Below are 19,644 nucleotides of genomic sequence, written 5' to 3'. Positions count from 1 at the left end.
TTAATATCCTATGGATAGTATCCATGGTACGTTAATGCCTACCCCGATCGAAGGAGCGGCCATGACCGCCGACGTCCAAACCGCCCGTCCCGCGCCTCCCCCGGCCCGCAAGCGCAGACGCCGCCCGTGGGGGCTGTTCACCCTGGCCTTCGTCACCCTCGCGCTCCTGATCTTCTCGGTCTGGGCCTACGTTCCCCCTGATATCGAGACCAGCCGCGCCGACATGCACGGCGACCAGGTCCGCTACGGGTTCCTCGTCGCCCACATCGCGTTCGGGACGGTCGCCACGGTCGCCGGGCTGCTCCAGTTCTGGCCCGTCCTGCGCAGCCGCCACCCGCGCTTCCACCGATGGACCGGCCGCGCCTACTTCTACCTGGGCATCTTCCCGGCCGCACTCCTCGCCGTCCCGGTCACGCTGTGGGCCGAACAGGGCGTGGGAAACCAGTCGGCGCTGCTGATGACGACGATCCTGTGGGTCGTCACGGGCGTCGCCGGCCTGCGCGCGACGCTCGGCCGCCGCTACGGCGACCATCGCAAGTGGATGATCCGCAACTACGCGATCACCCTGTCCATCCTGTTCTCGCGGCTGTGGGCCGGCCCGCTCTACTTCGTCGTCTTCTCGCAGGAGAACTCCCGCGTCTACCAGGGAAACGAGGTCGCGATGATCCACGACATGGCCAGCGCCGGCGCCTGGCTCGCGCTCGTGGTCAACCTGCTCGTCGCCGAGTGGTACATCATGCGCAAGTACGGCGGCAGGCGTGCTCAGCCCGTCCGGCCGACCAGCCCGGCCTCGTAGGCGACGATCACCAGCTGCACCCGGTCGCGGGCCTCCAGCTTCGCCAGCAGCCGCGCCACATGCGCCTTCGCCGTCCCCATGCTGATGTGCAGCCGCGCGGCCAGCTCGGCGTTGGTCAGCCCCTGCCCGACCAGGGTCAGCACCTCGCGTTCGCGCTCGGTGAGGCCGCCGACGGCCCGCCTCTTCGTCGGCGGCTCCGGGCGCCGCGCGAACTCCGCGATCAGGCGGCGCGTCACCGCCGGGGCGATGAGCGCGTCGCCGGAGGCGACGACCCGGATCGCGCCCAGGATCTCCTCAAGGGCCATGTCCTTGACGAGGAAACCGCTCGCCCCCGCCCGCAGAGCCGCGTACACGTAGTCATCGTCGTCGAAGGTCGTCAGGATCAGCACGCGTGCCCCGCTTGCGCCGGCGGTCAACGCGGCCGTCGCCTGGATGCCGTCCATGCCCGGCATGCGGATGTCCATGACGACGACGTCCGGCGACACCCGCGGCACGAGGTCGAGCGCCTCCTCCCCGGTGCCGGCCTCACCGACGACGAGGAGGTCGGGGCTGTCGGCCGCCAAGACCCGCAGGCCCGCGCGGATGAGCGGCTGGTCGTCGACGAGCAGAACCCGGACGGGAGTCATGACGGCAGCAGCAGCCGCGCGGACACGCCGAACCCGCCTTCGGGGCGCGGGCCCGCGCTGAACTCGCCGTGCAGCATCGCGACCCGCTCGCGCATGCCCGCGATGCCGAAACCGGCCCCCGCGCTCGCGGTCGACGTGCCCCGGCCGTCGTCGGTGATCTCGATGCGAAGCTCCCGGTTCCCGTGCTCGACGGTCACCCGGCAGCGGCCGGTGCCCGCGTGGCGCACCACGTTGGTCAGCGCCTCCTGGATGATGCGGTACGCCGACAGGTCGATGTCGGCCGGGACCGGCGCGGGTTTCCCGACAAGCCGCAGCTCGACGTCCACGCCCGCCGCGCGGGTCGAGTCGACGAGGGCGCCGAGGTCGGCCAGGCCCGGCGCGGGATCGAACTCGGCCGGCACCGCCCCCGAACGGCGCAGCGACCCGAGGGTGCGCCGCAGCTGGGCGAGGGTTTCCCGGCTGGTCGCCTCGATCGTGGCGAGGGCGTTGCGGGCCTCGGCGGGCTGCGTCTCGATGACCCGGCCGCCGACCCCCGCCTGAATCGCGATCACACCGATGCTGTGCGAGATCATGTCGTGCAGCTCCCGGGCGATGCGCAGCCGCTCGTCGGCCACCGCGCGCTCCCGCAGCGCCTCCCCGTACTTGCGCCGCAGCCGGACCGAGTTGCCCACGACCCACACCGAGGCGCACGTCAACAGCAGGAACACCGGCGTGATCACGCTGTCCACGACCGAGCGGTTCGGCGCGAGGCCAAGGTGCCCGACCGTCATCTCCACGGCGAAGACCAGCGCCGCCGCCGGCAGCGAGAGGACCGGCCGCCGTGTCGCCGCGATGTAGCCGACCACCACGTGCAGCACCACGAGCTGGAGCGTCAGCGGATCCCAGTCGCCGTTCGGCCCGCTGAGCAGGAAACCCGCCAGCACCAGCGCCAGCCCCGGCAGCGGCCAGTGCCGCAGCAGCCCGGCCGGCAGGACGACCGCGAAGACCTTCAGCGCCATCGTCGCGATCATGTCGCTCGGCCACGCGAGCGTCAGCAGCAGCACGAGCGCGAAGACCGCGAGCACCGAGGCGCACCACACCAGCACCCCTCGCACGGCGGGCGAGAGGCGGCTGCGCTGCGGAGAACGGGGGACGGCGGTCATGCGGCCAGGCTAGGCGCTGATCCGGGCACCGCCATCGGCCTGCGGGCTTAAGCCCCCAGACCAGTTTCCCGCAGATCTTTCTCGACCCCAGACCGATGCGGCGGCCCGCGCTGCTGCGGACCGTTGGAACGGTGATCGAACTGGACGCACTGACCAAACGCTACGGACCCAAGACCGCCGTCGACCGCCTCACCTTCACCGTCGAACCCGGCCGCGTGACCGGCTTCCTCGGCCCCAACGGCGCCGGGAAGTCGACGACACTGCGCATGGTCCTCGGCCTCAACGCGCCCACCGCGGGCACCGTCACCGTCGCCGGGAAACCCTTCGCGGGCCTCTCGCGAGGGCTCCGGCACGTCGGCGCCCTCCTCGACGCCGCCGAGGTCCACGGCGGCCGCAGCGCCCTCGGGCACCTGCGAGCACTCGCCCGGAGCAACCGGATACCCCGCGCACGCGTCGAGGCGGTGCTCGCCGAAGTCGGACTGGCCTCGGCCGCCCGGCGGCGCATCGGCGGCTACTCCCTGGGCATGAAACAGCGGCTCGGCATCGCCACCGCCCTGCTCGGCGACCCACCGGTGCTCCTGTTCGACGAACCCTTCAACGGCCTCGACCCCGAAGGCGTCGCCTGGGTGCGCGGCCTCTTCCAGCGCCTCGCCGCCGAAGGCCGCACGGTCTTCGTGTCCAGCCACCTCATGAGCGAGATGGCCAACACCGCCGAACACCTCGTCGTCATCGGCCGGGGCCGCCTCATCGCCGAGGAGAGCCTCACCGCGTTCGCCGCGCGCGCCGGGGGCCGGGGAGTCACCGTCCGCACCCCCGAGGCCGAGCGCCTCGCCGCCGTCCTCGGCGGCGAAGGCGCCGGAGTCCAGCGCGCGGGCGAGGGCCTCACCGTCACCGGCATGAGCGTCGAGCGTGTCGGGGAGCTGGCCTTCGAGCACCGGGTCCTGCTGCGGGAGCTGACCGGGCACGGCGCCTCGCTTGAGGCGGCCTTCATGGAACTGACCGCCGAGAGTGTCGAATACCAGGCTGGAGCCTCGCGATGACCGAACGCCTTGTCGGCCAAGACCTTGTCATCCGAGACCTTGTCGGCCGAGACCTTGTCACCGAACGCCTTGAGACCGAAGATCTTGGGACCGAGGATCTCGCCCGTCGTTCCCGTGCCGCCGAGCCGTCCGCCGCCGAGCCGTCCGCCGCCGAGCCGTCCGCCGCCCGTCGTGGCCCAGAACCCCGTGCCCGTTTCGGTGACCTCCTGGCCGCCGAGTGGATCAAGTTGCGCTCGCTGCGTTCGGTGTCGTGGTCGGTGGTGCTCGGCGGGCTGCTCGTGATCGCGATGAACGTCGGTTCGGCGCTGTCGGATCACCTGAACTGGGCGGACTACGGCGAGCCGGTGCGGGCGGACTTCTTCCCGGACTGGTCGATCACGGCCGCGTTCACGCAAGCGGCGGCGATGGTGACACTGCTGGTCGTGGGGAGTATCGCGGCCGTGCTGGTGTCCTCGGAGTACCAGACGGGGATGATCCGCACGACCTTCGCGGCCGTGCCGGCCAGGCGGGCGGTGATGGCGGCCAAGCTCGCGGTGGCCTTCGGGCTGTTCGCGGGGTGGGGTGCGGTGGTCGGGGCCGTCTCCTTCTTCGGGAGCCAGGCGATCCTGTCGCTGCGGGATGTGGGCGTGCCGATCGGGCATCCGGGAGCGCTGCGGGTCGTGGTCGCCTCCGCCTTGCTGGCGCCGGTCGCGGCGCTCGTGGCGACAGGGCTGGCGGCGCTGCTGCGGCACACGGCGGCGGCGATCGTGAGCGTGGTCGGGCTGCTGTTGCTGCTCCCGGCCCTGCTGAACTCGCCGCGGGAGTGGGTGATCCGGATCGACAACGTCTTCCCCCTGACGGCGTGGCAGCGGCTGACGGAGTTGGCGGGCGGGCACGAACCGCCGGCGCTGAGCCTCGGTGGTGCTTGGGCCGTGTACGCCGTGTGGGTCGTGGTGGCGGCGGGCCTCGCGCTCGTCGTCGTGCGACGGGATCCGTGATGGGCGCGGCGTCCCCCTCCCGGGTGGAAGGGGGACTGGGTCGTCAGGCCGCGGTGCCTCCGGTGTCGGCACCGCCACCGCCGCTAGTGGAAGCGGACCTGCGGGTGCTCCGGCGAGGGTCCGTCGAGCAGCGCGGGTTCGCAGTCGCGCAGCACCACGTCGACGAAGGCCGTCACGTAGTCGCGGAGGATCCCGTCGACGGTGGCGCCGTCGAGTTCCTGCTGCGGGAGTCCGGCCTGGTCGCCGAGGACGGCGAGGTCGCTGAAGGAGACGTGGGCGGTGTCGTCGACGGTCAGCCAGCGCTTCCAGCCGGTGAGTTCGCTCCAGGTCTCGTCCCAGCTCGGGTCCTGGCCGCCGGCCGAGTGGCTCGGCTGGCCGAGCATGAGCACGGGCCGGTCGACGGGTACGTCGTTGGGGTAGCGGAAGTTGCCGTCCATGTTCAGGCCACCCTTGACGCGCGGGTCGCCGAGCATCGCGGGGATCACGCTGAACCCGCCCGCCGAGTGGCCGACCATGGCGACCTCGCCGCTGTCGACGAGCCGCCCGAAGCGGGAATCCTCCAGTTCGTCGAGGACGAAGGACACGTCGGCGGCACGGGTCGCGCCGATCGTCTCGTCCTCGGCGCCCTCGCAGGCGATGCAGGTGGTGGTGCGGCCGTCGGGGAAGGAGATGCCGTCGGCCTCGTAGTTGTGGCCGATCGCGGCCACGGCGTAGCCGCGGCTCGCCAGCTCCTCGGCCAGGCCCGTGAGGGTCGCGCGGGGCATCCCGAAGCCGGGCGAGAGCACCACCAGCGGCAGGCCCCGGTGCGTCCGGAGGGGGCGAGGGTCGACCGTCGCGTGTGTGCCGACGTTCGCCATCAGGTCGGGCGGCGCCGGCACGCCGGAGGCCTCCAGGTGGACGCGAGACTCCTCGGCCGTCATGTACGCGGCGGTGACCGCCGAGGGCTTGAGCGTCGGATACCAGAGGGGCACCATCAGTTCCCGCCGCGCGGAGGGCACCCACGGGTCGGCGCGGTCGCCGTCGACGAGGTGCAGCGTCGACACGCCCACGGGGAGGGGCCCCGAGGGTTCGGGCAGGGCGAGGACCGGGTCCGCCTGGGCCGCAGATGGGGAGAGGAGCACGGCCCGGGCCCCGGCCGGTTGCTCGTGGGCCACGGCCCGGGGACCTTGTCGCCCGTAGAATCGGACGCCCTTCACGACGGGAGCACCCATGCAGCTGTTCCGGTTCGACCGCGCCGAAAAGGTCATCGACCGCTTCGACAGCGTCGACGCCACCGCCACCCGCGTCGCCAGAGGCGATGGAAGCATCCAGCTCACCTGCCTCACGGTCGCCCCCGGCGGGACCATCGGCGAGCATCCCGCCACCGCGCGGCAGATCTTCCTCGTCGTCGCCGGTGAGGGCTGGGTCGCCGGAGCCGACGGGGAACGGGTCCCGATCGCGGCCGGCACGGGCGTCCAGTGGGAGCAGGGTGAGGAGCACGCCTCCGGCAGCGAGACGGGCATGACGGCGCTGGCGCTGGAGGGCACCTCGGTCGAGGTCTTCGCCGCCGAGTAGGCCCAGGCTGGTACCTGGTGGTGGTGGACCCGAGCCGGCAGAGCTGGCAGTGGGCACGGTGACGCGCCGCCCTGCCGGGGAGTCCGGTCGGGCGGCCTCAGTGCGTGAACGAGTGGTGCTCGTGCGCCACGACCCACCGGTCGCCCTCTTTGCGCAGGCCGAGCGTCAGTCGCAGCCGACTGTCCGGGGCGACCGCGAACTCCTCGGGCGTGCCGCAGAGCAGGAGCGCGAAGGCGTAGGCGACCTCGCCGCCGACCGTGACGTCGAGCGACTCGATCGTGAAGGACGCGCCCCGCGCCTGCCACTCGAAGAACGGCGGCCACACCGAGCGGTAGGCGTCGAGCCCGCGAACACCTTGCTGAGGCGGCGGAACGTCGAACATGACGATGTCCTCGGCGTGATCGGCGACGACGGCGTCGAGGTCACCACTGTGGACGGCGTGCGCCCAGCACTCGATCAGCGCCCGGATGTGCTGCTCGTCGGTCATGGTGACGGTTTAGCACGCCACGCGCCCCTCGACCGGGATGGACGGGAAGCCGACGCGGGCAGTCGGGCAGTCGGCGATGTTTCACGTGAAACATCCGTTCGAGGCCCCTCGACGTCGGCCGATTCAGGCGTGCGGACCGGCGGCCGCCCCACGGAACGGACCGCTAGAGCCCCGGCAGTGTCGGTGCCCCGTCGAGCCCCGGTCCGCCCGCACCGTCGTCGAGCGCCTTCAAACAGCGTGCGCAGTCGACCGGCTCCCGGGTCGGGATGACTCCCGCGACCGGCCCCGCCGTCGTCCCGATGTGACAGCGCGGCCCCGGCGCCTCCACCCCGCCCAGCCACCGCACCGTGCCGACGGCGTGCACCCGCCCGCCCGGGCCGATGCGCAGGTTGCGGCCGTCCAGCGCTTCCGCCGCCGTCCGCGCCGCCGCGGTCAGGACGTCGAGCAAACCTTGCGGCTCCGAGGTCGTCATGCCTCCGACGCTACGGGCTGCCTACGACGGGGAGGGGGTGACGGGTGTCGCGAGCGGGGGTGAGTCGCGGGCCCGCTTCACGGTCACCGACTCCGACCATGCCCACAGATTCCGCACCTCCCTTGACCTCCACCGCCGATCCGACCGTGGAGCTGCTGCTCGGCGCCGCCCTGATCGAACGGTCGGCTCGTGACCGGCGGGGCGGCGCCTGCGTGCGCGGCGCCGCCCCGCCTTGTCGGGCCTAACCTCAGCGGATCAGTGCCTCAGCGAGACCTTCCCGTAGGCGGCGACGCCGGTGATGGGGCGGCCGCTCTCCTCGCGCGTGCAGCCGGCCAGCCACAGCACGTTCGTGCCCGGCACGTACGCCGCCTGGGTGTAGCTCCACGAACCTTCGTGCTGCGGCTGCTCCCAGCGCTCGACGGTCTCGCCGTCGTAGTGCAGCAGGTAGCCGCCGCCTTCACCCCCGCCGGACCCGTTGGAGACGGCCAGGACCACGCCACCGCGCTTGTCGACGGCGAGCGCACCGTCGGCGACGCCGACGGCGGTCGGCAGCTTGGGTCGCGACCACTCGCCGGTCTTGCCGTTGTAGTGGACCAGGTAGGGCTCGGGTGTCTTGGCGCCGGTCTCCGGGTCCTCCTGCCACAGGGTTCCGGTGAACCAGATTCCCTTGCCCTTCTTGTCGACGGCGGTGTCGGCGATGGCGCCGTGCTTGCTGATCTCACCGAAGTCGGCGTAGCCGATGTCGGTCCACTGCGCTCCGTCGAACTCGGTCACCCAGGGCATGGCGCGGGAGAAGGCCGGGTCCTCCGGGATCGGCACGAACTGGACGCCACTGGCGACGATGTCGCCGTTGGCCAGCACGTCGAGTCCGACGTAGTCGACGTCGGTGGCCTTGTCGGGGATCGGGATCTCCGCCAGGGTCCACTCGGCGCCGTCGAAGTGGAGGGTGAAGCCGGAGCGCACGCGCTCGCCGTCGATCGAGCGGTTGGCGATCCCGGTGGCCCACACGTCGTCGCCGGTGGTGACGACGTTGTTCATGGTGATCTGTCCGGCCGAGCCGACTTCGGGGTAGGGCACCTCGACGACCGACCACTTCTCACCGTCGTAGTGCACGACCCGGCCTTCGTACCAGGTGGTTCCGCCGGCTCCGACGCCCCAGACGTCGTCGCCGCCGGCGACGGCGAGGTCCTGGACGCTGAGGACGCCACCGGGGAGGTCGTGCTGGGTCCAGTCCGCGCCGTCCCAGTGGGCGATCATCGGCATGTCGGGGCCGCTGCCGGCGCTCCAGACGTCGTCGGCGGCCAGGACCTCCAGGTCTTCGAAGGCGTACCAGTTCCCGGGGTCGGGGGTCTTGGTCTGGGTCCAGTTCAGGGGGCCGGCGGCGTAGGCGCCGGTGCCGCTGAGGGCGGCCAGCCCGGTGGCGGCCGCGGTGGCGGCGAGCAGGAGAAGGCCCCGCCGGATGTCGGTTCGGTTCACGCGTTTTCCTCTGCGGTGAAGGGGATCCCGGCGGTGAGGCCGGGAGCGGGCGCGATACCCGTGCCCATACAACGGAGGTGGCCGGTGAAAGGGTTGGAAGTGCCTGCTGAGCGGGTTTCCCCGCCCCGGAATCCAGAATCCGGAAGTCCGGCGTCCGAGGCGGGGCGATCGGTCGGTGGGCCGGTGTCAGCCGAACTGGCCGGGCACGTAGTCGCCGCCGGCCTGGCGGTTGATGACGCCGAAACGGTTGGAGGCGTTGATGACCGCGATGATGTAGACCAGGGCCGCGAGCTGTTCGGTGTCGTAGTGCTCGGCGGCGCGGGCCCACACCTCGTCGCCGACTCCGCCCGCCGCGTCGGCGATCCGGGTGCCCTCCTCGGTGAGTTCGAGGGCGGCGCGCTCGGCGTCGGTGAACACATTGGACTCGCGCCAGGTCGCGACGAGGTTGACGCGCGTGGCGCTCTCACCGGCGTGGGCGAGGTCCTTGCTGTGCGCGTCGGTGCAGTAGCCGCAGCCGTTGATCTGGCTGGCGCGCAGGGTGACCAGGTCCTGGGTGACCTTGGGGAGGGTGCTCTCGGTGATGACCGTTCGGCTGCCGGCGGCGAACTGCTTGAGGGCCTTGGCGATGGTGGGGATCTCGAAGAGGTTGAGTCGGGCTGCCACGGGGTGCTCCTTCGTTGTTGAGCGGTACACCCCTTTCGACAGGACAGCCCGACGTGCGGTGACAGTGACCCGCGTCTCGGCTACCGGCCGGGTTCGACGGCCGTGGCCGACGCTGACGGTTTCGTCAGGCGGGGCAGGTGCAGATGGACCACTCCCCGCAGTGGTTTCCGCCAAGGACGCAGTACCTGCACACGCGGCGGTCGTAGCAGCTTCCGCGGGTGCAGAGGCGATAGCGGGTCTGGACCTCTCGCACGCAGTCGTCGGCGGCGGCGGTGCCCGACGTGAGGAACCAGCCGAGGATCCGGTCGGTTAAAGCGTTGAGCCTGTTCATCATGGCCTCCTGGAGCCTGTCCGGCGTCTCGGTCGCATGTGGACGGAGGCGGCGGGGTTGTCGATGGGCGTCAACCTATGCGGGTGGGCGCGGGAATTCCTTGCACGAACCTTGCTCGGGTGACGGGTGGCGGGTGACGCGGGTCAGCCGGGTTCGATGGTGATTCCTTTACGGAGGGCGGCGAGGGCGTGGTCGAGTCGTCGGGTCCAGCCGAATTTGTTGCGTAGGACGGTGATGAGTTCGCGGCAGGGCCAGATGGCGTTGCAGCAGTGGCATCGGGTGATCAGGGCGGGGACGGGGAAGCCGGCGAAGCGGACGATGCGGATGCGTCGGCGGGTGGGGCGGTGTTCGCGCAGGATGGATTGCTGGCGGCGGTGTTTGATGAGTGCGAGGTTGAGGTGGAACTCGACGGGTGAGGCGACGCGTTGCCGGGGGACCGGTCGGGGCTTGCGGGGTTCGGGGCGAGCGTCCGGCCCGACGTAGGTCGGTTGCCATGGGGTCAGGACGGTCATAGTCCGCTCCCGGGGCCGGCGTTCATGTGGTCGAGGTTCTCGGTGATGTCGCGGAGGATGTTCTTCTTGACGGCGACGCGGCGGATGCGGCAGTCGGTGGAGCGGTCGCCGCAGGCGCACATGTCGTCGTGGGGGTTGTTGACGTGCCAGGCGAGAAGCGAGCGCCAGTAGGCGGCCCACTCGCGGTTGACGGAAGGCATGGGAAGTGGTCCCTTCGCAAAGTCGGTGGGGTGGGGCGGGCAGCACGAACCGCCCGGACGGGGTGCCTGGGGGAGGTCGGCCCGTCCGCGGTGATGGCGGCGTTCGCGTGATGTGCTGCCCGCCCCCCTCGACCCCGACGGCCGGGAAGACGCCGGGGGAGCCTCAGGTGAGGTCAGGTGAGGTCGGGTAGGTGCGGTGACCTCGGGTGAGGTCAGGCGGGATCAGGCTGGGTCAGGTGGGGTCGAGTAGGGAGCGCTCGGCTGACCGATGCGCAGTTTGTCCGACCCTGGTGGTAGACAGATAGGTGATCGGGGACTCCGCACGCGGACCTCCGGTTGTTGAGGACCGGGGCGGGGCCAGACGCCAATCAGGGAACCCGCCCCGGTCGTTTTCTTTTCCTGCAAGCCAACCCACCTGATCACTCTTGGTGATGAGTGGCTCACACCCTTTCTACCAGGCTGCACATGAGTGTGCAATACTGACCCTCCGATTTGGACAAGCAATTTCGGAGGCGGGATTCATGGTCAGGCGCAGGAAGCCGACGATCCGCGCGGTGTGGCTTGGCCAGGCCCTACGCGAGATCCGCGACGAAGCCGGATTGAGTTCGAAAGACGCGGGCGCACATCTCGGCTGCGACGCTTCTTCGATCATTCGAATCGAAGCGGGCGAGATGCCGGTGACATCGGAAAGGCTCGATCTGTGGTTGGAGATGTGCGGCGTCTCCGATCCGCGTAGGCGCTCGGATCTGTTCACCATCCGCAAGGACGTCGGTCAGACCGGTTGGTGGGACGGCTATCGCGCCGACGTGGCGCCGCTGCTGATGGACCGCGCCTGGATGGAATCCAAGGCACACGCCATCAGGACTGTTGAACTGACCTACCTTCCGGGCCTGCTCCAGACGCCCGAGTACGCCGAGGCGCTGATGCGGGCCTGGCATCCCGAGGTGCCGGACTCCGGCGTGGAGAGCTGGGTCGCGTTGCGAATGAACAGGCAGCAGATCCTCTCCAAGCACCGACCGATCAGGTTCACTACGATCATCAGTGAGCATCTACTGGGGTCACGAACCGGTGGAGCGAAGGCAATGCGGGTGCAGCTCGATCGGCTGCTTGAACTCAGCGAGCGTCCGAACATCGAAGTCCACGTACTTCCGCTGGGTGTGACTACCGGACTCGGCGGATCGTTTGAGGTCTTTGGTCTCGCGAAGCCGTATCCGGAAGTCGCCTACGCGGTTATTCCCGCCGGCGATATCTGCCTCGAAGGAGAACCGGTTGAGCAGCTGTCCGAAGCGTATGATCGCCTCCTGGGTGCCGCGCTTGATCCAGCGGCATCGCGACACCTGATCATCGCTGAGAGGGACAAGCTGTGAAGGTCAGTGCCTGGCGAAAGAGCAGTCGTAGCGGGGGCAGCGGAGCCGGCGGTAACTGCGTCGAGGTCGGTGCCTGGCGCACGAGCAGCCGGAGTGGCAGCGGTGGCGGACAGAACTGCGTCGAGATCGGTGCCTCGACGACCGGCGTCGCCGTCCGCGACACCAAGCACCGCGTCGGTCCGGTCCTCACCGCCGACCGTCCGCAGTGGACGAACTTCGTCGCCGCCGTCAAGTCGGGCGACTTCGACCTCTAGAAGCAATCACCTCTAAGACCATCACCCGGCGGGCGGTGCAGGGACAATCCGAGAATGCCCCTGACCGCCCGCCCCACGGCCCGCCTCCTCGCGACCTTCCGCGACATCGCCCCCGGCGCCCGCATCGAGGTCGACGTCCCCCGCGCCCTCCTCACCGTCGTGGATGACACGCACCTCGCGGTCCACTCACTCCCCGACTTCATCGCCGGCACCGGCACCCCCACCCTCTTCCCCCTACCGTGGCCACGTCGGCACACCCGCGCGGCCGTCTCCCCCGCCCTCGACTTCGCCGTCTTCGCCGGCACCCACGCCCTGCGAGCCGTCAACACCTCCGGCGCCCTGCGCTGGGAACTCCCGCACGGCTGCTGGTCCCGCTGCGGCACCACCCACACCACCTTCGACGACTACTCCACCGACCTCGCCCACAGCCACCCCGACTCCGGCTCCGCCCTCGTCTCCAACGACGGCCGCCACGTCTGGGCACACCTCATCTCCCCCGACATCTCCCCCGAGATCTCCCCCGACGGCACCGAACAATGGCTTGTCATCGACGCCGCCGACGGCCGCGTCCTCGCCACCGCACCCACCGGCACCTACGCCCACGGCTCCGCGCACTTCGCCGTCCCCGACCCCACCCGGGTCGCCCTCGGTGTCGGCGAAGGCCAGGACGGTGTCCCCCTCCTCTGGGGAGCCTGGGACGGAATCGAACCCCCCGTCGAACTCCCCACCGATCTCCCCACCACTCTCCACACCACCCATGTCGGCGACGACCGGATCATCACCGCGATCAGCCCGTCGGGCGAGCACTACCTGACCGTCGCCCACGATCAAAGCGCGCTCACCCTGCACCGGACCAGCGACGACACCCCCGTCGGCGAGCTCACCCCACCGGCCCTCGACGCCGCCGGCGAACTGCCCAGCTGGCGCTACACGGCGACCTTCCTCGACGAGCACACCGCCATCGCCGCGAGCATCGACGGCGACTACGACGCCGGCGCGACGAGCGCGGCGACGGCTTCTGGGTCGCCGGCACCATGTGGACCGAGGCCGAGACACCTCGGCCCTACCTGCGGCACTACGACGGCGACGGCCACTGGATCGACGCCGAACTCGGGCTCGACGAGGGACTGTCGGCCGGCCTGGCGGTATCCGGCACCGGCGACGTCTCCCTCGTCGCCAACCGCGACCCCTTCGGCGAGACCGGCGACGTGCTCATTCACTTCAACGGCTTCCACCCGATCCACTACGAGGTACCCGAGCACAAGGACCTCGCCACCTACCTGACCGGCGCCTACCTTCCCGGCACGGACACGCTGTGGCTGGTCGGGTCGACACGCGCCCCGAGCGGCAAGGAGGGCCTCGGCATCGCCGCGTGGACCGAGGTCCCCGGCCGGGGGTGGCCGCTAGCCTGACCGCTTGGCGTACTCGGCGTCCTTCGCGAGCGGCCAGTCGGCGATCCACTCACTGACCACGTCGTGGAGGGGCCCGTCGAGGTGCGCGTGGCTCGCCCTGACCCACGAGCGGACCTTCGTTCCTGGCGTGCCGTCGCGGTGGGGGTAGATGTACAGGCAGCCGATCACGTCGCGGGTCCGCGCGTCGAGGACGGTGTAGGTGAATCCCTTGCGCGACTCGAAGTCTGCGGCGTGCTCTTCCAGGTCGCCGCGGTTCTGTTCGAGCGACATGCCCTCCAGGGGCGGCCAGGTCCCGCCGGCCCAGCCCGGCGTTGCCCGAATGTGCTCGATCGAGGAGGTCCAGGCGGCGTGGTCGGCCTCGTTGTGCTGCGGCCCGAGGGGTTCGAGGTGGAACGGCGGCGCGTCGAGGACGCGGGGGACGTCGAAGTCGTCAGGAACCATGGCGGCAGCATGTCACGAAATCGCGCGCGGTCTCGTCTCGGTGGTGTACAGCCCGAAACGACCAAGGAGCCACCCGTGGAACCTCGTCTCGACCTCATCGGCACCCCCGAGCGGGCCAAGATCGCCAAATACCTGCAATCCGCCGGCCAGGCCATCACGGCACTCAAGCTGCCCCCGGTCACCCAGGAACTCGTCTCGCTGCGCACGAGCCAGATCAACGGCTGCGGCGTCTGCGTCGACATGCACACCAAGGAGGCCGTCCACGCCGGCGAGACCCACGAACGCCTGCACATGGTCGCGGTGTGGCGGGAGTCGAAGGTCTTCACCGACGCCGAGCGCGCCGCCCTGGCCTTCGCCGAGCAGGCCGCGCGCTTCGCCGACGGCGACGCCGGAGTCAGCGACGACGTCTGGGCGGACGCCGCCGAACACTACGACGAGGACCAGCTCGCCGCCCTGGTCTACCTCGTCTCCTTCATGAGCACCGCCAACCGGATGAACGTGATCGTGCGCAACGCCGGCGGCGACTACCAGGTCGGACAGTTCGGCTGAAGGCCTCGGAGACGGCGGATGTGTCCGCCGTCTCCGGCCCTCGCTGAGGGCCGTGGGGATCGGCTAGCCTCGCGCGCATGAGTGTCGAGTTCCGCCTGGAGTCCTACGACGGCCCCGCCGCCCAGGAGCTCATCGCAGAGGTCCAGCAGGAGTACGTGCGCCGCTACGGGGGCCCCGACGAGACGGTGCTGACCGCCGCCGACTTCGCCGCGCCCAACGGCGTGTTCTTCGTCGCCTACCTCGACGGGGAACCCGCCGCGACCGGCGCCTGGCGCGCCCACGGCGACGCCGACGCCGAGATGAAACGCCTCTACGTGCGGCCGGCCGCGCGCGGGCTCGGACTCGCCCGGCGCATGGTCGCCGTCCTGGAGGACGCCGCCCGCGAGGCCGGCCGCCGCCGGATGATCCTGGAGACCGGCGGGGAGCAACCCGAGGCGATCAGCCTCTACACGTCGATGGGGTACGCGGCGATCGAGCCCTTCGGCTTCTACGCCGAGGCCGACGGCGCACTTCATTTCGGTCGGGTTCTGGCGGCCGAGGATGCGGTAACGTCGGCCGGATGAGCGAGCAGCCGAGCGCCCCCGACCGCCGCATCTCCCTGGACATGCCAGCCGACCTGGAGTCGGGCGTGTACGCCAACTTCGTGGCGATCTGGCACGACGCCGAGAGCTTCACCCTCGACTTCGCGACCACCACGCGTCCCCCGCAGCCGCACGAGGACCCCAACACCGGCGAGCGCTACCTGAACACGCCGGCGAAGGTCGTCGCGCGCGTGAAGATCCCGCCCTCGCAGGTCTTCGAGATCATGAAGGCGCTGGAGCGGCAGCTCACCGCGTGGGAGACCGAGACCGGCAGCAGGCGGGAAACCTCGGCGGAGGACTAGGCCGTGTCCGGGTGATCACTGTGGGGCTGCGGCGGACTCGCACCCACAAGACCACCAGGACACACCCTAGGCAGGCCCCGGATCGGAAGCCGCCCGGTCGGCGCCTTCCGGGTCGGCGGCCCTGGCGGCCTGCTCGATCATGGCGCGCTCGGTCTCCCAGTACTGCGCGTCGTGCGGGTTCTCGCTCCACGCGCCCACGCCGATCGCGCCGTCGAGCCGTTCGCGCAGGATGTCGGCGTGTCCGGCGTGCCGGGCCGCCTCGGTGAGCGAGTGGACCATGACGTTGAAGAGCTTCACGTTCGGTCGCGGCCACCAGGGCACGTTGCCGGGCGCGTCGACGGGCAGGGCCTCGATCGTCGCGTCGGCGTGCTCGGCCACCCGCCGGTAGAGGTCGAGGATCTGTTCGCGCGTCTCGTGCGGGGCGACCCAGAGCTCGTTCTTCCACGCCGTCTCGTCGTCCCAGCGCGGCACCGCGTCCTCGGGGAAGGGGCGGTCGAAGACCTCCCCGAAGTACCGGGCACTGGAGTACGCGTAATGCTTGACCATGCCGAGGAGATTCGTCCCGGTCGCGGTCAGCGGGCGGCGCACGTCGTACTCGGAGAGTCCGTCGAGCTTCCAGACCAGCACCTCGCGCATCTCGCGGAGGTCGTCGTGGAGGTAGTTCTTCGCGAAATCGTCGATCACGGGCGTGAGCCTGCCAGGTGTGGACACGGGAAACCAGCGCTCAGTCGCGCTGATACACGTCCGGGATCCCGTCGGCGTCGTCGTCGCGCTCCTCTTCCTCGTAGATCCGCCGGTAGATCTGGTTGCGCCGGCGCAACAGCAGCGCCGCCAGCAGCGCCGCGATCAGCGACCCGACCAGCACCGCCGCCTTCGCCTGCTCGATCATCACCTCGTCGTCGAAGGCCAGCTCGGCGATCAGCAGCGAGACGGTGAACCCGATCCCGGCCAGCACCGCCACGGCGAACACGTCGCCCCACCCGAGTTCACTGTTGAGGCTCGCGCGCGTGAAGCGGGCGGCGAGATAGGTGCCCAGGAAGACGCCGACGGCCTTCCCGAGGACGAGCCCGGCGACCACGCCCAGTGGCTCGGGGCGTGTGAACACCCCGTTGAGCGCGTCGAAGGAAACACTCACGCCCGCCGCGAACAGGGCGAACAACGGCACCGCCACCCCCGCCGACAGCGGCCGCAGCAGATGCTCGGTGCGCTCACCGGGCGGATCTTCGTCGCGGTCGTGCCTGGGATCGGCCTTCGTGCGCAGCAGCAGACCCATGGCGACACCGGCGACGGTCGCGTGGACCCCCGAGGTGTAGGTCAGGCCCCAGATCACCAGGCCGAGCGGCACGTAGAACCACCAGCCGCGCACGTGGAAACGCTGGAGCAGCCAGAACACCACGAGCGCCGCGACGGCCGCGCCCAGGGCGGCGAAGTCGAGTGTCCCGCTGTAGAAGACCGCGATCACCAGGATCGCGAAGATGTCGTCGACGACCGCGAGGGTCAGCAGAAACGCCCGCACCGCCGCCGGAAGGGACGTGCCGATGACGGCGAGCACCGCCAGGGCGAAGGCGATGTCGGTGGCCATCGGAACGGCCCAGCCGTGGAGTTTCCCGCCCGAGGCGCCCACGATCGCCACGTAGATGAGGGCCGGCAGCACGACCCCGCAAAAGGCGGCGATGACCGGCAGCGCGGCCGCCGCCGGCTTGCGGAGCTCGCCGACGAGCAGTTCGCGCTTGAGCTCGATCCCGGCGACCAGGAAGAACAGGGTGAGCAACCCGTCGGAGGTCCAGTGCCCGACCGACAGGTCGAGACCGATGGCGGGGAAGCCGAAGTGGAAGTCGCGGACGCTCTCGTAGGAGGCCGCCCACGGGGAATTCGCCCACGCGAGGGCGACGACGGCGGCGACCAGGAGGACGACCCCGCCGACGGTCTCGGTCCGCAGCGCGCGGGTGACGACCCGTCTTTCGATGAGGGGGAGCAGACCGAAGAAGGTCCGGCGGTCGGGGCTGTTCACGGCGCCTCCGTGGCGGCTGGGGTGCATGCGGCTGCGACGCCGACCAGACTTCCCGGCACTCCATGCCCCAACGTGGCCGCCCTCCGACGGCCGTTGACGCGATCTTGACACCCTATCGGATCGGAAGGAGGCACGCGTTCAGTCTGATCCCCGGTGCCGTCGAGAGAGGCGGAAACGGGCTTCGCACGCTCCACGGGACACCTCGGCGTCCGCGAGCCGAGCCCGCGTCGTGGTCTCCGGCGCCTCCGCTAGCGTTGGTCCCCCGCCGACCGGAAGGATCCACACCGTGAGCGCGCAGACCGGCGATCTCGTCGACGACTTCACCCTCCCCGACGAGACCGGCACACCCCGCCGCCTCAGCGAACTCCTCGCCGACGGCCCCGTGGTGCTCTTCTTCTACCCGGCGGCCATGACCCGCGGCTGCACCGCCGAGTCCTGCCACTTCCGCGACCTCGCCGCCGAGTTCGCCGAGGTCAAGGCGCAGCGCGTGGGCATCAGCCGCGACTCCGTCGACAAGCAGCGCGAGTTCAGCGAGAAGCACGGCTTCGACTACCCGCTCCTGTCCGACGCCGACGGGACCGTGGCCACCGCCCTGGGCGTCAAGCGCAAGCTCGCGCTGGGCGCGCTGTCGACCAAGCGGATGACCTTCGTGATCGGGACCGACCGCCGCGTCATCGCCGTGATCCGCAGCGAGGTCAACATGAACGGCCACGCCGACGAGGCCCTCGCGATCCTGCGGGAGGCCGCCCGGTAGGGCTTCCACGCCTGTCGGAAGCCCGACCACCGGCGCGCGGCGGCGAATCCACCGCCGCCGCTGTGCCACGCTGCGGAGATGGAGTACACACCGCTCGACCTGCTCACCGGGCCCGAAACCTACGAGCGCCTCGTCGACGACGCGCGGGAGGCCTTCGACGCCGAGTGGGACGCCGCGCTCGCGGCCGCCGAACGCGACTTCGACGCCGAGGCCCTGGTGCTGCTGGTGTGCCGCTGGTGGCTGGTCTCGGGCGGTGATCCGCTCCGCGCGGACTTCACCCGGGCCGAGTGGTCGCGGATGTGCGAGGCGGCCGGCACGCGCGAGGGATCGCTCGCGCCGCGCTGCCCGCGCACCGCCGCCGGCCTGCTCGACGTCCTCGACCTCGACGAGCGCGTCGAGCTCGCCGAGGCGTGGGTCGCGGCGTGCCGGGCGGCCGTCGCTCCTCGCGACTGGCACGGTTTGTGGGAGGTCGTCACCGAGGCCTACGACGCCGCACATGTCACGCGGCCCGGCGGGCGGGGTGCGGTGCGCGGCCGCGCGGGCACGGTCGTGAACGCGCGCGTGGTCGAGTTCGCCGGCCCGGACGAGTACGGCGTGTTCGGCGGGGAGCGGAAGGTGGGCTGAGGCGGGGCCTGCACCCCTACCGCACCGGCGGCACCACCGAGTCGCGCACCACCACGTGCGTCCCCAGCATCACGTGGTCGCGGACGACGCCCTCGCCCGGCTGCAGGGCCAGCCGCGCGGCCGTCCGGCCCAGCTCCCGCACCGGGATGTGCACCGAGGTGAGCGCCGGGTACAGGTCGAGCGCGATCTCGGAGTCGTTGTACCCCAGTATCGACACGTCCTCGGGCACGCGCAGGCCGGCGTCGCGGACGGCGTGCATGGCCGCGCCGGCGAGGATGTCGTCGAGGGCGAAGATCGCCGTGAAGTCGTGCAGACCCGCGTCGAGGCGCTCGCGGATGCGGTCGTAGGCGAAGCGCCGCCCGAACTGGCCGGGCATCATCAGGGCCTCGTCGACCGGTATCCCGTGCTCGGCCATCGCCCGCCGGTACCCGGCGATGCGGTCGTCGCCGGTGGTCTGCCCGGGGATCCCGCCGAGGAGGACTATCCGGCGGTGCCCGCGCGAGATCAGGTGGCTGGTCCCGGCGTGCGCGCCGCCCTCGTTCTCGTACTCGACGACGACGGCGGGCACGTCGGGCCCCAGCGATGGCCGTCCGCAGAAGACCAGCCGGCCCCCGACGGCGGCGAGTCCGCGGGCGTAGCGGGCCATCCGGTCGTGGTACTCCGGCGTCATCGCCACACCGCCGACCAGGATCACCGCCTCGGCCCGCTGCTCGCGCATGAGGCCGAGCACCTCCAGTTCGCGCTGCACGTCGCCGTTGGTCGACACGTACATGCACAGCCGGCCCTCGACGCTGGTGTACGCCTCGACCCCGCTGGCGACCTCGGCGTAGAAGGGGGCGTTCATCGTGCTGGTCACGATCGCGACCAGCTTCGACGAGCTGCCCGACAGCGCCCGGGCGTGGGCGTTGGCCACGAAGTCGAGTTCCTCGATGGAGCGCAGGACCTTGGTCCGGGTGCGGGCGGCGACGGGGTAGTTGCCGCCCAGCACCCGAGACACTGTGGCTACCGAGACGCCCGCGTGCGCGGCGACGTCCCTGATGGTGGATCGGGCCATGGTTAGAGGTTAAGTGGCG

The 19,644-nt window shown here is 70.8% G+C and carries 26 protein-coding genes and 1 pseudogene; 13 read left to right on the top strand and 14 right to left on the bottom strand.

All coding sequences use genetic code 11. The features are described 5' to 3' along the window. Positions 1 to 61 precede the first annotated feature (61 nt). Complete coding sequence (locus tag AB0I28_RS23290) at positions 62 to 796, top strand: DUF2306 domain-containing protein (protein WP_357496491.1); 735 nt, start codon at positions 62 to 64, stop codon at positions 794 to 796. Here the strand turns inward: AB0I28_RS23290 and AB0I28_RS23285 are convergent. After that, the gene (locus tag AB0I28_RS23285) at positions 763 to 1,422 is read right to left on the bottom strand and encodes a response regulator transcription factor (protein WP_357496489.1); all 660 of its coding nucleotides are present in this window, start codon (positions 1,420 to 1,422) and stop codon (positions 763 to 765) included. The genes AB0I28_RS23290 and AB0I28_RS23285 overlap by 34 nt on opposite strands. Continuing rightward, positions 1,419 to 2,564 (bottom strand): sensor histidine kinase, encoded by a 1,146-nt coding sequence (locus AB0I28_RS23280; RefSeq protein ID WP_357496487.1) that lies wholly within the window; start codon positions 2,562 to 2,564, stop codon positions 1,419 to 1,421. Before AB0I28_RS23280 ends, AB0I28_RS23285 begins: the two co-directional genes overlap by 4 nt. 131 nt (positions 2,565 to 2,695) lie before the next feature. On the opposite strand from AB0I28_RS23280, the gene AB0I28_RS23275 reads away from it, so the two are divergent. Next, positions 2,696 to 3,604 carry an ATP-binding cassette domain-containing protein gene (locus AB0I28_RS23275; RefSeq protein WP_357496485.1) on the top strand — a complete coding sequence of 303 codons (909 nt, stop codon included), beginning with the start codon at positions 2,696 to 2,698 and terminating at the stop codon, positions 3,602 to 3,604. After that, complete coding sequence (locus tag AB0I28_RS23270; protein ID WP_357496483.1) at positions 3,601 to 4,581, top strand: ABC transporter permease; 981 nt, start codon at positions 3,601 to 3,603, stop codon at positions 4,579 to 4,581. The genes AB0I28_RS23275 and AB0I28_RS23270 overlap by 4 nt, the downstream gene beginning before the upstream one ends. 83 nt (positions 4,582 to 4,664) lie before the next feature. Here AB0I28_RS23270 and AB0I28_RS23265 read toward each other — a convergent pair whose 3' ends face one another. After that, positions 4,665 to 5,735 carry a hypothetical protein gene (locus AB0I28_RS23265; protein ID WP_357496482.1) on the bottom strand — a complete coding sequence of 357 codons (1,071 nt, stop codon included), beginning with the start codon at positions 5,733 to 5,735 and terminating at the stop codon, positions 4,665 to 4,667. Between the two features lie 55 nt (positions 5,736 to 5,790). Between AB0I28_RS23265 and AB0I28_RS23260 the strand changes: the two genes are divergently transcribed. Next, a complete protein-coding gene (locus AB0I28_RS23260) occupies positions 5,791 to 6,135 on the top strand; it encodes a cupin domain-containing protein (protein ID WP_357496480.1) in 345 nt (114 codons plus the stop codon). A gap of 106 nt (positions 6,136 to 6,241) precedes the next feature. Here the strand turns inward: AB0I28_RS23260 and AB0I28_RS23255 are convergent. From AB0I28_RS23255 to AB0I28_RS23225, 7 genes and pseudogenes are all read right to left on the bottom strand, one after another. Further along, positions 6,242 to 6,622: pseudogene (locus AB0I28_RS23255) on the bottom strand (SgcJ/EcaC family oxidoreductase); the annotation flags it as partial. A gap of 163 nt (positions 6,623 to 6,785) precedes the next feature. Continuing rightward, positions 6,786 to 7,094: a hypothetical protein gene (locus AB0I28_RS23250; RefSeq protein WP_357496478.1), complete on the bottom strand. Its 309-nt coding sequence runs from the start codon at positions 7,092 to 7,094 to the stop codon at positions 6,786 to 6,788. Positions 7,095 to 7,349: 255 nt separating this feature from the next. Continuing rightward, positions 7,350 to 8,570 carry a hypothetical protein gene (locus AB0I28_RS23245; protein ID WP_357496476.1) on the bottom strand — a complete coding sequence of 407 codons (1,221 nt, stop codon included), beginning with the start codon at positions 8,568 to 8,570 and terminating at the stop codon, positions 7,350 to 7,352. Between the two features lie 186 nt (positions 8,571 to 8,756). Continuing rightward, positions 8,757 to 9,233 (bottom strand): carboxymuconolactone decarboxylase family protein, encoded by a 477-nt coding sequence (locus tag AB0I28_RS23240; protein ID WP_357496475.1) that lies wholly within the window; start codon positions 9,231 to 9,233, stop codon positions 8,757 to 8,759. A gap of 124 nt (positions 9,234 to 9,357) precedes the next feature. Next, positions 9,358 to 9,564: a hypothetical protein gene (locus AB0I28_RS23235; protein WP_357496473.1), complete on the bottom strand. Its 207-nt coding sequence runs from the start codon at positions 9,562 to 9,564 to the stop codon at positions 9,358 to 9,360. Positions 9,565 to 9,707: 143 nt separating this feature from the next. Then, entirely contained in the window at positions 9,708 to 10,076 is a 369-nt protein-coding gene (locus tag AB0I28_RS23230; RefSeq protein WP_357496471.1) for a hypothetical protein, read from the bottom strand. After that, entirely contained in the window at positions 10,073 to 10,276 is a 204-nt protein-coding gene (locus AB0I28_RS23225) for a hypothetical protein (protein ID WP_357496469.1), read from the bottom strand. The genes AB0I28_RS23230 and AB0I28_RS23225 overlap by 4 nt, the downstream gene beginning before the upstream one ends. 521 nt (positions 10,277 to 10,797) lie before the next feature. Between AB0I28_RS23225 and AB0I28_RS23220 the strand changes: the two genes are divergently transcribed. The 4 genes from AB0I28_RS23220 to AB0I28_RS23205 are packed head-to-tail and all read left to right on the top strand — an operon-like array spanning position 10,798 to position 13,309. Beyond that, entirely contained in the window at positions 10,798 to 11,643 is an 846-nt protein-coding gene (locus AB0I28_RS23220; RefSeq protein ID WP_357496468.1) for a helix-turn-helix transcriptional regulator, read from the top strand. Continuing rightward, positions 11,640 to 11,897 (top strand): DUF397 domain-containing protein, encoded by a 258-nt coding sequence (locus AB0I28_RS23215; protein ID WP_357496466.1) that lies wholly within the window; start codon positions 11,640 to 11,642, stop codon positions 11,895 to 11,897. The genes AB0I28_RS23220 and AB0I28_RS23215 overlap by 4 nt, the downstream gene beginning before the upstream one ends. Positions 11,898 to 11,951: 54 nt before the next feature. Further along, positions 11,952 to 13,181: a hypothetical protein gene (locus AB0I28_RS23210; protein WP_357496464.1), complete on the top strand. Its 1,230-nt coding sequence runs from the start codon at positions 11,952 to 11,954 to the stop codon at positions 13,179 to 13,181. Continuing rightward, positions 13,106 to 13,309, top strand: coding sequence for a hypothetical protein (locus AB0I28_RS23205; protein WP_357496463.1), 204 nt, complete (start codon positions 13,106 to 13,108; stop codon positions 13,307 to 13,309). The genes AB0I28_RS23210 and AB0I28_RS23205 overlap by 76 nt, the downstream gene beginning before the upstream one ends. Here the strand turns inward: AB0I28_RS23205 and AB0I28_RS23200 are convergent. After that, on the bottom strand, positions 13,301 to 13,750 hold the full coding sequence (locus AB0I28_RS23200; protein WP_357496461.1) for an N-acetyltransferase: 450 nt from the start codon (positions 13,748 to 13,750) through the stop codon (positions 13,301 to 13,303). The two genes, AB0I28_RS23205 and AB0I28_RS23200, sit on opposite strands and share 9 nt — an antisense overlap. A 75-nt stretch (positions 13,751 to 13,825) precedes the next feature. Between AB0I28_RS23200 and AB0I28_RS23195 the strand changes: the two genes are divergently transcribed. The 3 genes from AB0I28_RS23195 to AB0I28_RS23185 all read left to right on the top strand — a co-directional run bounded on the left by AB0I28_RS23195 (position 13,826) and on the right by AB0I28_RS23185 (position 15,182). Further along, complete coding sequence (locus AB0I28_RS23195) at positions 13,826 to 14,299, top strand: carboxymuconolactone decarboxylase family protein (RefSeq protein ID WP_357496459.1); 474 nt, start codon at positions 13,826 to 13,828, stop codon at positions 14,297 to 14,299. A gap of 77 nt (positions 14,300 to 14,376) precedes the next feature. Beyond that, positions 14,377 to 14,862: a GNAT family N-acetyltransferase gene (locus tag AB0I28_RS23190; RefSeq protein ID WP_357496457.1), complete on the top strand. Its 486-nt coding sequence runs from the start codon at positions 14,377 to 14,379 to the stop codon at positions 14,860 to 14,862. Beyond that, entirely contained in the window at positions 14,859 to 15,182 is a 324-nt protein-coding gene (locus AB0I28_RS23185) for a DUF3467 domain-containing protein (RefSeq protein ID WP_357496455.1), read from the top strand. Before AB0I28_RS23190 ends, AB0I28_RS23185 begins: the two co-directional genes overlap by 4 nt. Positions 15,183 to 15,248: 66 nt before the next feature. Here AB0I28_RS23185 and AB0I28_RS23180 read toward each other — a convergent pair whose 3' ends face one another. Together AB0I28_RS23180 and nhaA are read right to left on the bottom strand one after the other, a co-directional pair. Then, positions 15,249 to 15,866 carry a DinB family protein gene (locus AB0I28_RS23180; RefSeq protein WP_357496453.1) on the bottom strand — a complete coding sequence of 206 codons (618 nt, stop codon included), beginning with the start codon at positions 15,864 to 15,866 and terminating at the stop codon, positions 15,249 to 15,251. 40 nt (positions 15,867 to 15,906) lie between these two features. Beyond that, entirely contained in the window at positions 15,907 to 17,193 is a 1,287-nt protein-coding gene (gene nhaA / locus AB0I28_RS23175) for a Na+/H+ antiporter NhaA (protein ID WP_357496451.1), read from the bottom strand. Positions 17,194 to 17,479: 286 nt separating this feature from the next. On the opposite strand from nhaA, the gene AB0I28_RS23170 reads away from it, so the two are divergent. Continuing rightward, positions 17,480 to 17,947 (top strand): peroxiredoxin, encoded by a 468-nt coding sequence (locus AB0I28_RS23170; protein ID WP_357496449.1) that lies wholly within the window; start codon positions 17,480 to 17,482, stop codon positions 17,945 to 17,947. Positions 17,948 to 18,025: 78 nt separating this feature from the next. After that, complete coding sequence (locus AB0I28_RS23165) at positions 18,026 to 18,571, top strand: hypothetical protein (RefSeq protein ID WP_357496447.1); 546 nt, start codon at positions 18,026 to 18,028, stop codon at positions 18,569 to 18,571. Between the two features lie 16 nt (positions 18,572 to 18,587). Here the strand turns inward: AB0I28_RS23165 and AB0I28_RS23160 are convergent, their stop codons facing one another. Continuing rightward, the gene (locus tag AB0I28_RS23160; RefSeq protein ID WP_357496445.1) at positions 18,588 to 19,625 is read right to left on the bottom strand and encodes a LacI family DNA-binding transcriptional regulator; all 1,038 of its coding nucleotides are present in this window, start codon (positions 19,623 to 19,625) and stop codon (positions 18,588 to 18,590) included. Between the last annotated feature and the right edge of the window lie 19 nt (positions 19,626 to 19,644).

The organism is Phytomonospora sp. NPDC050363 (assembly GCF_040655735.1).
In the GTDB taxonomy this organism is placed as follows: domain Bacteria; phylum Actinomycetota; class Actinomycetes; order Mycobacteriales; family Micromonosporaceae; genus Phytomonospora.
This window is presented reverse-complemented; position numbering and strand designations above follow the sequence as displayed.

Coding starts and splice junctions, on each gene's coding strand:
- AB0I28_RS23290 (WP_357496491.1), top strand. CDS start 62: ATGACCGCCGACGTCCAAACCGCCCGTCCCGCGCCTCCCCCGGCCCGC.
- AB0I28_RS23285 (WP_357496489.1), bottom strand. CDS start 1,422: ATGACTCCCGTCCGGGTTCTGCTCGTCGACGACCAGCCGCTCATCCGC.
- AB0I28_RS23280 (WP_357496487.1), bottom strand. CDS start 2,564: ATGACCGCCGTCCCCCGTTCTCCGCAGCGCAGCCGCCTCTCGCCCGCC.
- AB0I28_RS23270 (WP_357496483.1), top strand. CDS start 3,601: ATGACCGAACGCCTTGTCGGCCAAGACCTTGTCATCCGAGACCTTGTC.
- AB0I28_RS23260 (WP_357496480.1), top strand. CDS start 5,791: ATGCAGCTGTTCCGGTTCGACCGCGCCGAAAAGGTCATCGACCGCTTC.
- AB0I28_RS23250 (WP_357496478.1), bottom strand. CDS start 7,094: ATGACGACCTCGGAGCCGCAAGGTTTGCTCGACGTCCTGACCGCGGCG.
- AB0I28_RS23235 (WP_357496473.1), bottom strand. CDS start 9,564: ATGAACAGGCTCAACGCTTTAACCGACCGGATCCTCGGCTGGTTCCTC.
- AB0I28_RS23230 (WP_357496471.1), bottom strand. CDS start 10,076: ATGACCGTCCTGACCCCATGGCAACCGACCTACGTCGGGCCGGACGCT.
- AB0I28_RS23225 (WP_357496469.1), bottom strand. CDS start 10,276: ATGCCTTCCGTCAACCGCGAGTGGGCCGCCTACTGGCGCTCGCTTCTC.
- AB0I28_RS23220 (WP_357496468.1), top strand. CDS start 10,798: ATGGTCAGGCGCAGGAAGCCGACGATCCGCGCGGTGTGGCTTGGCCAG.
- AB0I28_RS23210 (WP_357496464.1), top strand. CDS start 11,952: ATGCCCCTGACCGCCCGCCCCACGGCCCGCCTCCTCGCGACCTTCCGC.
- AB0I28_RS23200 (WP_357496461.1), bottom strand. CDS start 13,750: ATGGTTCCTGACGACTTCGACGTCCCCCGCGTCCTCGACGCGCCGCCG.
- AB0I28_RS23190 (WP_357496457.1), top strand. CDS start 14,377: ATGAGTGTCGAGTTCCGCCTGGAGTCCTACGACGGCCCCGCCGCCCAG.
- AB0I28_RS23185 (WP_357496455.1), top strand. CDS start 14,859: ATGAGCGAGCAGCCGAGCGCCCCCGACCGCCGCATCTCCCTGGACATG.
- AB0I28_RS23165 (WP_357496447.1), top strand. CDS start 18,026: ATGGAGTACACACCGCTCGACCTGCTCACCGGGCCCGAAACCTACGAG.
- AB0I28_RS23160 (WP_357496445.1), bottom strand. CDS start 19,625: ATGGCCCGATCCACCATCAGGGACGTCGCCGCGCACGCGGGCGTCTCG.